The organism is Flaviflexus massiliensis (assembly GCF_001375495.1).
GTDB classification, from domain to species: Bacteria; Actinomycetota; Actinomycetes; order Actinomycetales; family Actinomycetaceae; genus Flaviflexus; species Flaviflexus massiliensis.
On sequence record NZ_LN831058.1, the window covers coordinates 1,517,865 to 1,532,438 of the forward strand.

The window sequence follows — 14,574 nt, forward strand, 5'->3', positions numbered from 1 at the left end:
CTCCCGGCACCACCTTGCACATGGAAGGCAATAATGGTTGAGAAGACAAAACAGGTAGAACCTGGTCAGGAACCAGCACGGGGGACCGACCCGGAAGGCCGGTGGAGTGTGCCGTGGATGCAGCTCATTGCCTCGATCGTGATCCTTGCCGGTCTTCTCGTCTTCCTCTATCCCTCAATTGCCTCCTGGTTTGCTCAACGGGAGCAGTCCCGAGCCATCGAGATTGCGCAATCCAGGGCCGAGTCACCACCCTTTGATGATCCAAAGGTCGTGTTGGAGGAACTGACAACAGCTCGCCAATACAATGAGCAGCTCGCTTCCGGCGCTATCTACGAGGCCAACGAAAACGTCGCAACCTCCGACATTGCAGAGGACGACATCCAGTCCGATGATCCGCTGGCCTACAACAATCTGTTGAACGCTGGTGATGATGGTTTCATGGGCAGGCTCCGCTACGAGGATCTCGACATCGATCTGCCGATCTACCACGGCACCGATGATGACACGCTCCGCCACGGGGTGGGGCATCTCGAGGGCACGTCCCTCCCCGTGGGAGGTGAAGGGACGAGGTCCGTGCTGACGGCTCACAGGGGACTTCCGGAATCCACCCTCTTCGACGAACTCGATCAGGCTGAAGAGGGAGATCTTATCACACTCTCCGTCATGAACGAAGTCCTCGCTTATCAGGTAAGGGAAGTCCGGGTCATTGAACCCGACCAGACCGAGGCGATCCTTCCCGAACAGAACCGTGACCTCATCACTCTCGTTACCTGTACGCCACTGGGCATTAATTCTCACCGCATTCTCGTCACAGCCGAACGCGTGTACCCGACCCCGGTGGAGGCGGAGGATGCTGCACGTGCTTCACCTAATCTCCCTCATTTCCCCTGGTGGCTTGTTATCCTCACCGTTACCGTCGCTACTTTGGGTTGGTCGATCTGGCGTGGAGGCAAGCGTCCAGGCGTAACGACAAATGATTCTCAGATCGAACCGGTTTCTCCGGCAACAAGCCGGGGACCTGAGCCAGAAGAATACAAGCCCCACCGCAACAAATCAGCGATTGGTACGAATTTAGAAATCGATGCGCAATCTCCAGCGGAGAGTGAGCAAGTGGCTGAAGTGAAGGACGAAGCACGAAATCGCGTCCGACGCCCCGGCCGCCACGCCAAGCCACCACAAAGCTAATTCGATTCACCTGTTCACCTGCGACTCCTGACGCCAAGACGATAGGTGAGTTCCGACAACTGGTTCGGGATGCTGTCGCGAGCCCCGAGTTTTGGCCATGAAAGTACTTTCCCAAAGTCCCGAGAGGCCATGAAAGCCGGTGATAGGGTGTTGTGCTAGTACCAGGAGGAGCGCAGGTGAGCATACTGTCAACCATTCATTCCCCGGCGGATCTGTCGCGGTTGAATGAAAAGAAACTGCAGCAGTTGTCCGAAGAAATCAGGTGCTTCCTGATCGACTCCGTCTCCGCCACAGGTGGCCACCTGGGTCCCAACTTGGGCGTCGTCGAGCTGAGTATTTCACTGCACCGGGTTTTTGATTCCCCGCGTGATTCGATTGTGTTCGACACGGGCCACCAGTCGTATGTTCATAAGATCCTGACCGGCCGCAAGGACTTCACCCAGCTGCGGTCCGAAGGTGGACTGTCAGGATACCCGTCGCGAGCCGAATCGGTGCACGATATTGTCGAGAACTCGCATGCTTCCACTGCCCTGTCGTGGGCACTTGGAATCGCCAGGGGTTATCAGCTCTCGGGTGAGGAGCGCAGTGTCGTTGCCGTTATTGGAGATGGTGCCCTGACGGGTGGGATGGCGTGGGAAGCGCTGAACAATATTGCCGAAGATGATTCACTCCCGCTCGTCATCGTTGTGAACGACAACGGCCGTTCCTACGAGCCGACGATTGGTGGCATGGCGAGACGTTTCGACCAGGTTCGTGTTTCTCGGAACTACGAAAATCTTTTGAGCTGGGGAAAGAAGACGCTCCGTGCCTCAGGCCCCCCCGGACGCCTCGCATACGATGCGATTCACGGCTTCAAAAAGGGTGTGAAGGACATTTTTGTCGATGCTGGCATCTTTGATTCCCTCGGCTTGAAATACGTGGGGCCCATCGATGGTCATGACATCACTGAACTGGATGCCGCGCTGCAGATCGCCAAGGACTATGGCGGGCCTGTTGTTGTTCATGCCATTACCGAAAAGGGTCGCGGTTATCAGCCGGCGGTCGATGATCAGGCCGATCATTTCCACGCGGTTGGACAAATTCATCCCGAAACCGGGCTGCCGATCGAACGAGCAGGGTTTGGGTGGACGTCGGTCTTCGCGGACGAGATCGTCAAGATTGCCGAGGCGAACGACAAGGTTATTGGGCTGACCGCCGCGATGCTCCGCCCCGTCGGACTTGGCCCATTCCGAGATCGGTTCCCGAACCGCGTGATCGACACGGGCATTGCCGAGCAGCATGCGATGACGGCAGCGGCGGGGCTAGCGTATGCCGGGTATCATCCCGTCGTCGCCCTCTACGCCACTTTCCTCAATCGTGCCTTCGATCAGTTGCTCATGGATGCGGCACTGCACAAGGCACCCTTGACCCTTGTCCTCGATCGCGCCGGAGTGACGGGTAATGACGGTGCATCCCACAACGGCATGTGGGACCTATCCCTCGCCGCCATGATCCCCGGATTGAGGGTCGCCGCACCACGTGATGAGGAGACTCTCCGCCAAGAACTGACCGAAGCGATCGCCGTGAGTGGCGGACCGACCTTGTTGCGCTATCCCAAGGGAACAATCCCGGATGAGATCAAGGCAGTCGGCAAGCACGGTGAACTTGACATTCTCGGCCGTTCGAACGGGACGGGCTCACGCATCCTGGTTGTGAGCGTGGGCGCGATGGCGAATGCGGCGCTTGCCGCGACAAGCGTGGACAGCGCCGAGGTCACGGTAGTTGATCCACGCTGGGTCCTCCCCATTTCCCAAGAGCTCGCTGATCTAGCGGAAGAGCATGATGCGGTTGTGACAATCGAGGATGGTCTGCGCAGCGGTGGTGTCGGTCAGCAACTTGCTGACCTCATCAGCAAGCCCGTCACAACACTCGGGATTGCACGCCACTTCATCGAACACGGATCTCGCAACGACATTCTGGCCAGAGAGAAGATGACCGGGGATGATGTGACCGCTGCCGTTCGTGCCGCCGCGGGACTCGGGCCTGCGCTCACGATTGCCAAGGACGCCTAACCCTGGAGCAATCGCCAACGATGCTTAGGTACAAGAAGGATGAGGTAACCAAGCATCCCCGTTGTTGAAAGCGGTACGCAGTTGCCCTTGGGATACCCTGATTTTCAACATCGGACTTTACGTGATTGGCGTTCAGGCCGCTTCTGAGTCTGAGCGGGGGAGTACGACCGCGACCTCTTCGATCTGCCAGGGCCGTGCACCCGCCTTGTAGAGGACTGAGACCATGTCGTCCAGCGACTTCCAGCCCTCCCACGCGAGGGTGCGTTGGATGAGGGGCTTGAGGAGTACATCTTGGCGGATCCCGAGAGTATCCGCACGGTTGAGAATCAGGGGCCGGATAAGCTCCCAGCGTGTGTTCTCCTCCGGGTGACGATGCTTCCAGTTACGTACGTCCGGCAACCCGTCCTTCGTCGGCGGAGTCTTGCTCGGCAGATCGTCAGTGTTGCGTCCGCGGTCAATCGCATCCCAGAAGCGTTCCGCGAGTGCCCGGCGCGTGCGGGTGCGGAGTGCGGACGATCTCTTGAGAGACTCGAGGGAGGTGGGGTGTGAGTCGGCGAGAGCACCGAGTGCCTTACCGGGGAGGACCTTTTCCGGTCCCAGATCCTGTTCCTGTGCGATCGCGTCGCGTTCCCACCAGAGTTCCCGCAACACAGCGAGGGTGCGGCGGTCACGAATGCGGAGAGTGGCGGCAATCTTCCGCCACGGTTCAGGGTTCGGTTGCTTGCGGGGAGCGGTGAGGAGATGTGCACACTCCTGCATTATCCACTCGTATCTGCCCGCCTCTTTCAAACGCTTGATCTGGGACTCGCGTGCCTCGAGGAGCAGATCAACATCGAGAGCAGCATACGACAGGCGCTCGGGTGCTAGCGGTCGCTGAGACCAGTCCGAATTTGAATGCTCTTTTGCGAGTTGAATATCGAGCTCGTGGGAGATGACAGCCTGGAGGGAGACCCTCTCATCACCCAGCAGGAGCGCCGCAATTTCCGTGTCCCACAGTTTTGGGGCCTGCAACCCTTCGTCATTCAGGCACGGCAGGTCCTGGTCTGCTGCGTGGAGGATCCATTCATCGGTGGCAAGCACTTCTGCCAGCTCCGGCATCATCTCCGACAGCGGAGGCGGGTCGATGAGAAAGAGCCCGGAACCTTCTCGCTTGATTTGGATGAGGTAGGCGCGGCCTGAATAGCGGATGCCCTGGGCTCGTTCCGTGTCGATTGCGAACGGACCTGTGCCTTTCTTGAGTGCGGCGATGGCGGTCGCGAAATCTTCGGGCGTAGAAGTAAGCGGCGGTATTCCGCCGCGGGGTTCATCAAGCTTCACAAACGATCCAGTGGGGTAATTGACGGTGTGTCCGGGTCAAGACCGCCCGCGGTGCAAGCGAATTCGGCCCAAGCATCAAGGTGATCTGACACGTTCTCGGTCGCGGGAGACCAGGAAGCCCTGACCTCGACCGTGACACGGGTACCGTCCAAGTGTAGACCACGAAACGTTTCATCGATCTGCCGGGTGACCGTTCCGTTCAACGAATGGTATTCCGCCCCGTGAGCATCAAGAGCTTCAGTCAGCCATGACCACACCACCTCACCCAGGAATGGGTCGTCTCCAAGCTCCGATTCGATCGGTGCGGACACGTGGCACACAATGCGGAACGTGGAATCCCAGGCCGGCTGGCCCTCGGGGTCGTGAAGGAGAACGAAGCGTGCTTCGGCAAGATAACCATCGGGGTCGAGTGCACCGCCGGAAGAATTGACCTCGGCGGCAAGTGCCGCAGCCCAGGGCGCGATCTTCTTGGGCGCGGGAATCTCCTGCAATCTGAACTCGCGGCGGAACGAATGGTTGCGCAAAGAGTCCAGGCTGGCAAGAAACAGCGGTGGTACGTCAGGCACACCAACACATTAACGAGGATGGAACGACCACCCCGTCAGGCGCGCCGGTGGAGTGGACCCGGCGGGTAGACTGGTCCCTGACCGAGCCCCTGACGGAAGAGGAATCATGCCGTTCACACGAATTGTCGAGCTGCAAAAAGGCGAGTTTATGTCCCGAGTGGGCACCGCCGGCGTGAATCTGCCGCTCGAACAGTCACCCGCCTGGGACCGCTATGACAAAGCAGTCGCGGGCCGTGAACCCTATGGTCGCTACGTGTGGCAGGTTGATGGCGAGGACCGCGCCTTCCTCTCACTCACGTCATTCCAAGGGACGGGGTTCTACTATCTGTGGGCCAAGCACGGCCCCGTGTGGACCTCTGCACCCACCGCGCGGGAAGAAGAACAGTTCCACAATGACCTGGCTGCTCTCCTGAAAAAGGACAGGAAGTACGCATTCGTGCGCCTCCACGCTCATCACACCTCGGCCAAGCTTCAGGACCTACTGCAATCCGTTCCTTTTGATCGGACCGTGGTCCTTGACCTGACGATGGATTCCGAGGAACTCATGGCGAGCATGAAGAAGCGCGGTCGGAGAGACGTTCGCAAGTCCTTGCGCAATGAGGACATGGTCGCACAAGACGAAACTGCCCATGCCCTCGACATCTTCGATGATCTTTACGAGCTCCTGAAAGAAACGGGGGATCGCGACGGCTTTGGTATCGCACCCAAGTCCTCCTACACCACGATGCTGAAGTCCCTGGGGCCCGAGCATGCGCGCCTGTTCACCGTACGGAACGGGAACGAGATCTATTGCTGGGGGATCGTCACCGTCAACGGTCCACTCGCCACCTACTATTACGCCGCCTCCTCGGCCGCTGGTCGCAGGGCGGGAGCTCCTGACCTGCTTGTCTGGTTCATGACAGAACAGCTCCGAGACAGCGGGGTGGAAACCTTCGACCTCATGGGGATTGATTCCGAGCGTGCTCCGCAGCTGGCCGGTGTGCGCGGTTTCAAAACAAAGTTCTCCGAAGAGATCACGGACGTTGATGGCGCGTGGGATCTGCCGCTGCACCGAGCCCGCTATCACGCACTCAAGCTCGCCCTCAAAACGAAGCGCACCGTGGTCAGCAAGATCGATGACCTTAAGAATTCCCGCAAGAACGACACCGAATCATCCAAGACAGAATCTGAACAGTAATCAGCTCAGTTGGAAGAACGTACTGATCGGACTCAAAGATTCCGAGGCATGGCCTAAGCGTGAATGAGATTCTTCCAGCCAAATAGTTAAGTAAGTGCGTGCCCCACCCGGTTCAAGACCAGGTGGGGCACGCGATGTCTGGTGGCAGTTTGCCTAGGAGCTTGTCAATTTACCGATGGGATGTTCCGAGCGGCTCCTAGTGGAGGATGGGGATGCTGAAGGGGTAGCGGTAGATCTTGCCCTTCGACGCTGCCATGGCACCCCTGATCGGGCTCCAGAGTATGAGGATGAATTCCAGAACCCAGAGGACGATGGCGAGCGGGATGAGGAGGAAAGTGAAGAAGCACATCCAGGCCACAATATTGAGGAGGAAGAGGGCAAGCGAGTAGTTGAAGGCTCGTGCGGATGCCTTTCGTACGAGTCGGCTCTTGTTTTTCTGGAACATCCAGATGAGTAGTGGTCCGAGAAAGCCCAGCCACCCGGCGGAGAAGATCGTGCCCGCGGGCGCTGATAGGTGAGCGAGGATCGCCCACGTCCGTTCGTCGTCACTGTAGCGGGGCTCGTTATTCCAAGCGTCGCTGCCTCGGTACGGGTAGGGTTCGTTCATGCTTCTATCATGGCTCATTGGCGAGTATTTGGGTATGTAAAGACCGATCCGTGTCGAATGTTGTGGGCAGAGAAACGCTGGGACATCAACCCTGTTTGAGTTCTCCGCTGGCCGGCTGACGAGTTGGGCCGGCAGGGAGTACCTGCCGGCCCAGAGGTCACAAAACTGTGTGAATTAACTGTTCACAGTTTGATATTGGATAATTGGATCTACATTTCCTTCAGAGCGTCCGGTGACTCGGGCATGATCTGGCCGCCATCGACAACGATGGCATGCCCGGTGACGTAGCGGGCGCCTGGGGAGGCAAGGAAGGCAACGGCGGCACCGATATCTTCCGGCTCACCCAGGTACCCGAGCGGGACCGCTGATGCCATTTCCTTCAGGTATTCCTCGCCGAGTGCCTTGAGTCCCGGGGTTGTGACGTTGCCGGGTTGGACGGCGTTCACGGTGATTGTGTGGGGAGTGAATTCCATGGCGGCCGAGCGCATGAAGCCGAGCTGCGCGGCCTTGGAGGCCTCGTAGTGGGACCAGCCTGGGTAGCCGGTGATGGGGCCGGTAATGGAGCTTGTGAGAATAATTCTTCCGTGCTCAGCCTCTTTGAGCGCTTCCTGGGCTGCCTGGACCATCCGTATTGTCCCGTAAAGATTGATCTGGAACATGAGATCAATATCGTCATCGGTCGTGGCTTCGAGCTTGGCCTGCGGATAAACCTCAGCGTTGGACAGGAACACGTAAAGTTTTCCGAAACGATCAATTGTTGCCTTGACTGCGTCTTCGCAGGACTGGGGGTTCCTCACGTCGAGCAGGAGCGCATCGACATCTCCTGACAGTTCTTTGCTGGCTTGAGCGAGTTCCTCATCGGTTAGGCCCGTGACCATGACCGAATAGCCTTCGGATAGGAGAACGCGTGCGATCCCCTGCCCAATTCCGTTCGTACCGCCCGTGACGAGTGCAACGCGTGCGCTCACAGTTTCCTTCTGTGATCTGAGGCATATGTGCGGATGCTTGGAGGTTATCGGCTTTCACGGATGTTTTGTCGGTTCAGCGAGGACGACGAGGGGGCGCAACCGTATCGATCGCGCCCCTCCAGAAAAGCTTGATTATCGGATAACGGCGAGCGCTCCCGGTTCCAGCGTGATGTCGTCAGTAATAGTGCCGTAGCTGAGGAGGAACTCTCCAGCGGGAACAGTCATCGGCTGATCGGACAGGTTGATGAAGAGCCGTGAGGAGTGACGGTGGAGGATGAGCTGGCGCTGGGCCGGCTTCTCAAGTTTCGTCGTGCTTCGATCTGATGATGCGAAGTTTGGCTCGGTTTTGCGCAGCTCGATCAGGCGGCGCACAAAGTCGAGCACCTCCGCGTTGCGGTCCTTTTCTGCCCAGTCGAGCTTCGATGATTCGAAGGTCTCGATTGCTTGCGGATCTGGCACCGTGAAGTCGCTTCCGTAGATCTCTTCCCAGCCGTGGCTACCAAATTCTGAGAGCCTACCCTGGGACACGAGCGGACCAAGCTCATCGTTGTGATCGGTGAAGAATGCGAACCGGCCCTTCGTGTTCCATTCCTGTCCCTGGAACAGCATCGGGGTGAACGGCGACAGAATGACGAGTGCTAGTGAGGAGAGTGCCTCGATCTCGGACAGGTGCTCCGAGGGCCTGTCGCCTACCGCCCTGTTTCCTACCTGGTCGTGATCCTGGTCGTAAACAACGAATGCGTGACCATCAATCTCGTCCGGGACCGGAGCTCCCCACGTCTTGTCCCGGAACGTGGAAAACGTGCCGTCATGGAAGAAGACTCCCGAGAAGACCTTCGACAGGGCATTATCGGAGTCGAAATCGGCATAGTAGCCGTGGGTTTCGTTCGTGAAGTAGGCGTGGATAGCGTGGTGCACATCGTCAGCCCACTGCATGTCCATACCCCACCCGCCTTGCTCGGTCGGTGTGATGACGCGAGCATCATTTAAATCCGACTCGGCAATGAGGCGCAGGGGCCTGCCCAGTTCACCCGACAGGGAGCGGGTGGCATCAGCAAGTTCGGCAAGAATGTGGACGGGGGAGTCGTCGATCATGGCGTGAATCGCGTCGAGCCGGAGCGCATCGATGTGGAAGTCAGCAAACCAACGCAACGCAGAGTACAGGAGGTGCTCACGCACCCCCTCATTGCCCTCGTCATCAAAGTTGAGAGCGGTTCCCCACGGGGTCTCGTGCTTGCCCGTGAAATAGGGACCGAACTCGGCCAGGTAGTTGCCGTCGGGACCGAGATGGTTGTAGACCACGTCGAGACAGACACCGATTCCAAGCCCGTGGCAGGCATCAACAAACTCGGCAAGGCCGGCCGGACCACCGTAGGCGTCATGGACCGCGGTCCAGCTCACCCCGTCATAGCCCCAACCTCGGTTGCCAGGGAAGGGGGCGATGGGCATGAGCTCCACCATGTCTACCCCGAGGTCCTTGAGGTGCTGGAGTTTCGAAATTGCTGAAGCAAAGGTGCCCTCGGGGGTGAAGGTGCCGACATGCATCTCGTAAATAACTGCTCCGCGAGCGTCCACTCCGTCGAATCGGTCATCCGACCACGTGAGTTGGACGGTATCGAAGTGTCGGGATGCTTCGTGCGGCCCCCAGGGCTGCTCTGGGCTGCGGGGGTCTGGGCGGAGCGGGCCACCGTCGAGCGAGAAACCGTAGGCAACGCCAGGCTCAAGGTCGGGAACGTCCCAATATTCGCCATCCCCGCTCAGTGGGACACGGGTGAGCGGATCGCCCGGCTGCCATTCGGTTGTGCCGAGCAGCAGGTCAACGGTTGTGGCTTTGGGTGCCCACAGCATTAACTGTCCTTTCGTAGGATCGCGGCAGGGAAGGTGCCCAGCAGGTCCGCGAGTTGAATCGCGCCCCCTTCGAGGCTGGTGCCGGTCAGGATCTCGGTCCACGTGCCCTCGGGCAGGACAACTGTGTGGTCACCGTAGCCGCCCGCGGCAGCAATGCCCGAATGGTGCCGTTCGGTCACGACCGCAACAGCCGGTTCACCATCGAGATTCCTCGTGTAGGCAAGCGCGTGACTGGTGGTCGTGGGAAGTGGCGCGTATCCGGATCGGGCCCCGACAAACACGTCCGGCATGTCTCTCCGCAAGCGCAGAATCGTGGACGTGAGCCACATCTTTTCCTGATCCAGGCTTGAAGTTGAGGGCTTGCCGTTCTCGGTGATCTTTTCCAGGAGCGCGGCAAGCTGATCGTAATCAACAAGCCGGCGATTATCGGGATCAACAAGAGAGTTGTGAAGGATTTCTTCACCCTGATAGTTGTCGGCGACACCCAGCACGGTCAATTGAATTGCCTTGGTGGCGAGCAATGCGGAACGGACCGATGGCCGCGTCAGGTTGAAGAACCCCGTCATCTTTTCATTCACCACCGGGTCGGTGAGAAGGAAGCGAGCGAACATGAAGAGAGCATTTTCGGCATCTTCGTTCACGTCCGTCCACGTGGTCCACAGCTTCTGTTCCCTGGAGGCTTTCTCCAGGTATTGGACGAGGCGATCGTGTTCGATCGGACCCTTCTCTGTCCAGGTACCGAAGATTGTCTGCCACAGGAGATTCTCGGTACGACCATTGAGCGAAGAGGGACGCTGCTTCTTCGAACGCTCGCGAAGGTCGTTGACGAGCTCGCGCCACTCGGTCGAATACTGGGAGAGAACACCGATTTGGGCACGCACGTCCTCGCCACGCTTCGTATCGTGCGTGGTTCCTGCGGTCATCGTGGCCGGCCAAGACTGCATGGTGCGATGCACCCAAGCATGGAACTGGTCCGCCGAATAGGTCGGAGTGACAGCATAGGAACCGACCTCGCACGAGGAGGTGAGCAGAGTCCACCGATAGAACGCAGTGTCCTCAATTCCCTTGGCCATGACTGGTCCGCACGTCTGCTGGAACCGCACAATGAGTTCCGCGCGTTGCGCCTCATGGGTGCGACCAGCCGAACCAATCTCCTCACCGAGGAGCAGTTCCACCACAATGTCGAGAGTTTCTTGCCGGTCCTCGTCGAGTACCTTACGGGCACGATCGGCGGCATCACGCAGTGCGCGCTCCGCAACCGGTGAGGGACGTTCACCGGGAACGACGTAGGCACGGTACCTGTCCATCTCCAACAGCAGAGCGACAATCACTTCCCGAAAGGCACGGAACGTGTGGTCGCGTAGTCGCACGTCCGCACGGCACAGTTGGGAGAGGATATCGGCGAGCCGGTCAACCTCGGTGAAGAGAGTATCCCGGATGATCTCGGCCTTGCCGTCACGAATGATCTGGGGCAAGTTCCCGGGTGTATCTCCCGTCAGCTCCGTGAGGATTGAGCCGAGGTCAACGAGGCCGGCGGGATCGGTTTGAAGTCCCTGGATCCGCCACGCGCTGTCGTAACCGGTTGTTCCGGCGATCGGCCAGTCACTCGGCAGCTCCTCATCACCGTCCAAGATCTTCTCTGCCGCAATCCACGCGCCGCCCGTCGCCTCGGAGAGCTGACGGAAGTAGCCACGAGGGTCTGCCAACCCGTCAGGGTGGTCGATCCGGAAACCATCGATGTAGCCGTCGTTGAAGAGGGAGAGGAGGAGCGCGTGGGTGTCATGGAAAACTTGTTCGTCCTCCACACGCACTGCGGCGAGCGTGTCGACGTCGAAGAACCTGCGGTAGTTCAGTTCCTCGTTGGCAACCTTCCAGTAGGCGAGCCGGTAGTACTGACGCTCTAGAAGATCGGCAAGCGGCAGTGCCTCGGTCTGTTCGCGGACGGGGAAGACGTGATCGTAGTAGCGGATCACGTGCTGTTCGCCCAGATCCTCCAGGCCCGGAACGATCATCGTGTCGAGCGTGAGCTCGCCGTTGGCAAGAACGTTGCCGATGCGGGAGCCGAGGACCGCCATGAGTAGCCCTTCCCCATCATCCTCAATTTCGATATCGAACCAGTCGTGGTAGTCGGACTCGGGACCGTACTTGAGGACGGACCAGAGTGCCTTGTTGAGGTAGAGCGGGGTGGGGACCGCCATGTGGTTCGGGACCACGTCAACGATCACTCCCAGCCCCAGTTTATGGGCGCTGTCCGCCAGCTCCCGGAACGCCGTCTCGCCACCCATGGGTTCCGAAATGGTCGAATGGTCCGTTACGTCGTAGCCGTGAGTGGAGCCGGGGGCGGCTTGGAGGATGGGGGAGCAGTAGATATCGGTGATCCCCAGCTCAGCCAGGTACGGAAGTGTTTTCTGTGCCTGCGCGAACGTGAAATCCGGGCCCAGCTGGAACCGGTACGTTGAGACGGGCAGTCTCCGTCCCTCGGGTGGTACGTGCGAATGGCTTGGCCTGTCGGTCATGAGTTGTCCTCCACGTCATCAGCTTCTTGCTGGTTCTCGGCATCACCTTCTACGTCCGGTGACGCACCATCGTGTTCTGTACGGGATTCTGCTCCATCGGTGTCTGCCTGCGGTTCTGTGGCCTCCTCAGCGGAGGCTGCGTCGTCGGCAGAGCCGGCTTCTTCGGCTGAGGCTGCCTCTTCGGCAGTGTGTGCCGCCTCGAGCTCTGCTTCGCGATCTTCAATCGTGCGGACGAGGATGACGATGGAGCGGCCTTCGACGGCCAGGATGTTGCCGGGACCGTACTGTCGTTCCTCAACGTCATCGTGAGCCGTATTAATGACCTCGTGCCAGGTGCTACCGTATTCCTTACCGGGGATACGGAAGTCGATCGCCTGGTCGTCAGCGGAGATGAGGATGAGAAGATCGTCGTCGATGACGGGACGGCCCCGCTCATCGGGTTCGGAGATCGCCGCGCCATTCAGGTAGATCATGACGGAACGAGCAAACGACGTATTCCAGTCTTCCTCCTGCATGCGTTCACCGCTGGGTACAAACCATTCGATCTCTCCCTGGTGAGATTCGCCGCCATGCCCCGAATCTCCTTCGATGAACCGCCTCCTGCGCAGGACCGGATGGTCCTTGCGGAAGTTGATCATCTTCTTCGTGTACTCGAGCAATTCCTCTTGGAATTCTTCGAGTTCCCAATCGACCCAGGAAATCTCGTTATCTTGGCAGTACGTATTGTTGTTGCCGTTCTGGGTGCGCCCTATTTCGTCACCGTGCGAGATCATCGGGACACCCTGAGAGATCAGAAGCGTGGTCATGAAATTACGAATCTGGCGCATGCGAAGCGCGGAAATATTCGGATCGTCGGTTGGACCCTCAACCCCGCAGTTCCAGGAGCGGTTGTGGGACTCGCCGTCGTTACCGCCCTCACCGTTCGCTTCGTTGTGCTTTTCGTTGTAGCTCACGAGGTCCTTCATGGTGAACCCGTCGTGCGCAGTCACGAAGTTGATGGAGGCCATGGGGCGACGTCCCGAATGTTCGTACAGGTCGGATGAGCCCGTAAGGCGAGAAGCTAGCTCAGAGAGCACGGACGGCTCACCGCGCCAGAAGTCCCTCACCGTGTCACGGTAATTGCCATTCCATTCGGTCCACAGGGGAGGGAATCCGCCCACCATGTACCCGCCCTCGCCAATATCCCAGGGTTCGGCAATGAGCTTGACCTGGGAAATGATGGGGTCCTGTTGGATGATGTCGAAGAATGTGGAGAGTCGGTCAACGGCGTGCAGCTCGCGAGCGAGCGTGGATGCCAGGTCGAAACGGAACCCGTCAACATGCATCTCCGTCACCCAATAGCGCAGCGAATCCATGATGAGCTGGAGCGAATGGGGGGAGGACATGTTGAGGGAGTTACCGGTACCGGTCGTATCGAAGTAATGCTCCTCATCGCCCGGCACCAGCCGGTAATAGGAGGCGTTGTCGATTCCACGGAACGACAGTGTCGGACCCATGTGGTTGCCTTCGGCCGTGTGGTTGTAGACCACGTCAAGAATGACCTCGATATTGGCTTCGTGGAAGGTGCGCACCATCGACCGGAAGTCATCAACCTGACCACCCCGGTAGCCCGCTGACGAGTACGTGTTTTGGGGAGCAAAATATCCGATTGTGTTGTAACCCCAATAGTTAAACAGACCGCGCTCCTGCAGGTGCGTGTCGTTAACAAACTGGTGCACGGGCATCAGCTCAATCGCCGTTACGCCCAGCTCTGTCAGGTGGTCGATGATCGCAGGATGTGCCAGCCCAAGGTAGGTGCCCCGTAGTTCCTCGGGAATGTCCGGGTGCTGCATCGTCATCCCCTTGACGTGCGCCTCGTATATAACCGAGTCGTGGTATTCGTGGCCGGGGGGACGATCGTGACCCCAGTCGAAGAACGGGTTAACGACGACCGAGATCATCGTGTGTCCAAGCGAATCGTCTTGATTGCGCTGGGTTGGATCATCAAATGAGTAGGAGAAGATCGCGGGATTGTTTTGGACGTGACCGTCGATCGCCTTCGCGTAAGGATCAAGGAGAAGCTTCGACGGATCGCAGCGATGCCCATTCGCGGGATCGTAAGGACCGTGTACGCGGTAACCATACAGCTGACCGGGACGCACTCCCGGCATGTAGCAATGCCACACGTGGGCGTCGACTTCCATTAGTTCGAAGCGTTCTTCGTTCTTATCATCATCGAGGAGACACAGTTCCACCCGCTCGGCGACGGAGGAGTAGATTGCGAAGTTAGTGCCGGCGCCATCGTAGGTGGCGCCAAGCGGGTACGGTTTTCCAGGCCAAATTTCCATGGCTCTAGAATC

10 protein-coding genes are annotated in these 14,574 nt (G+C 58.8%); 3 read left to right on the top strand and 7 right to left on the bottom strand.

Going from position 1 to position 14,574, the window contains the following annotated elements; genetic code table 11:
* The first annotated feature begins 33 nt into the window (after positions 1-33).
* On the top strand, positions 34-1,185 hold the full coding sequence (locus tag BN1241_RS10940; RefSeq protein ID WP_077138371.1) for a class C sortase: 1,152 nt from the start codon (positions 34-36) through the stop codon (positions 1,183-1,185).
* A gap of 176 nt (positions 1,186-1,361) precedes the next feature.
* Positions 1,362-3,236: a 1-deoxy-D-xylulose-5-phosphate synthase gene (gene dxs / locus BN1241_RS10945; RefSeq protein ID WP_054953601.1), complete on the top strand. Its 1,875-nt coding sequence runs from the start codon at positions 1,362-1,364 to the stop codon at positions 3,234-3,236.
* A 132-nt stretch (positions 3,237-3,368) separates the two neighbouring features.
* Here dxs and BN1241_RS10950 read toward each other — a convergent pair whose 3' ends face one another.
* Positions 3,369-4,553, bottom strand: coding sequence for an HRDC domain-containing protein (locus BN1241_RS10950; RefSeq protein ID WP_054953602.1), 1,185 nt, complete (start codon positions 4,551-4,553; stop codon positions 3,369-3,371).
* Complete coding sequence (locus BN1241_RS10955; protein ID WP_054953603.1) at positions 4,550-5,119, bottom strand: DUF3000 domain-containing protein; 570 nt, start codon at positions 5,117-5,119, stop codon at positions 4,550-4,552. The genes BN1241_RS10950 and BN1241_RS10955 overlap by 4 nt, the downstream gene beginning before the upstream one ends.
* 106 nt (positions 5,120-5,225) lie before the next feature.
* Here BN1241_RS10955 and BN1241_RS10960 point away from each other — a divergent pair, with 106 nt between their 5' ends.
* Positions 5,226-6,296: a lipid II:glycine glycyltransferase FemX gene (locus BN1241_RS10960; protein ID WP_054953604.1), complete on the top strand. Its 1,071-nt coding sequence runs from the start codon at positions 5,226-5,228 to the stop codon at positions 6,294-6,296.
* A gap of 196 nt (positions 6,297-6,492) precedes the next feature.
* Here the strand turns inward: BN1241_RS10960 and BN1241_RS10965 are convergent, their stop codons facing one another.
* The 5 genes from BN1241_RS10965 to glgX all read right to left on the bottom strand — a co-directional run bounded on the left by BN1241_RS10965 (position 6,493) and on the right by glgX (position 14,562).
* Entirely contained in the window at positions 6,493-6,903 is a 411-nt protein-coding gene (locus BN1241_RS10965; RefSeq protein WP_054953605.1) for a DUF4870 domain-containing protein, read from the bottom strand.
* A 209-nt stretch (positions 6,904-7,112) separates the two neighbouring features.
* Entirely contained in the window at positions 7,113-7,871 is a 759-nt protein-coding gene (fabG, locus tag BN1241_RS10970; protein ID WP_187117634.1) for a 3-oxoacyl-ACP reductase FabG, read from the bottom strand.
* A 132-nt stretch (positions 7,872-8,003) separates the two neighbouring features.
* Positions 8,004-9,719 carry a malto-oligosyltrehalose trehalohydrolase gene (gene treZ, locus BN1241_RS10975; RefSeq protein WP_054953607.1) on the bottom strand — a complete coding sequence of 572 codons (1,716 nt, stop codon included), beginning with the start codon at positions 9,717-9,719 and terminating at the stop codon, positions 8,004-8,006.
* On the bottom strand, positions 9,719-12,235 hold the full coding sequence (gene treY / locus BN1241_RS10980; protein WP_054953608.1) for a malto-oligosyltrehalose synthase: 2,517 nt from the start codon (positions 12,233-12,235) through the stop codon (positions 9,719-9,721). Before treY ends, treZ begins: the two co-directional genes overlap by 1 nt.
* Positions 12,232-14,562, bottom strand: coding sequence for a glycogen debranching protein GlgX (glgX, locus tag BN1241_RS10985; protein ID WP_054953609.1), 2,331 nt, complete (start codon positions 14,560-14,562; stop codon positions 12,232-12,234). Before glgX ends, treY begins: the two co-directional genes overlap by 4 nt.
* Positions 14,563-14,574 lie beyond the last annotated feature (12 nt).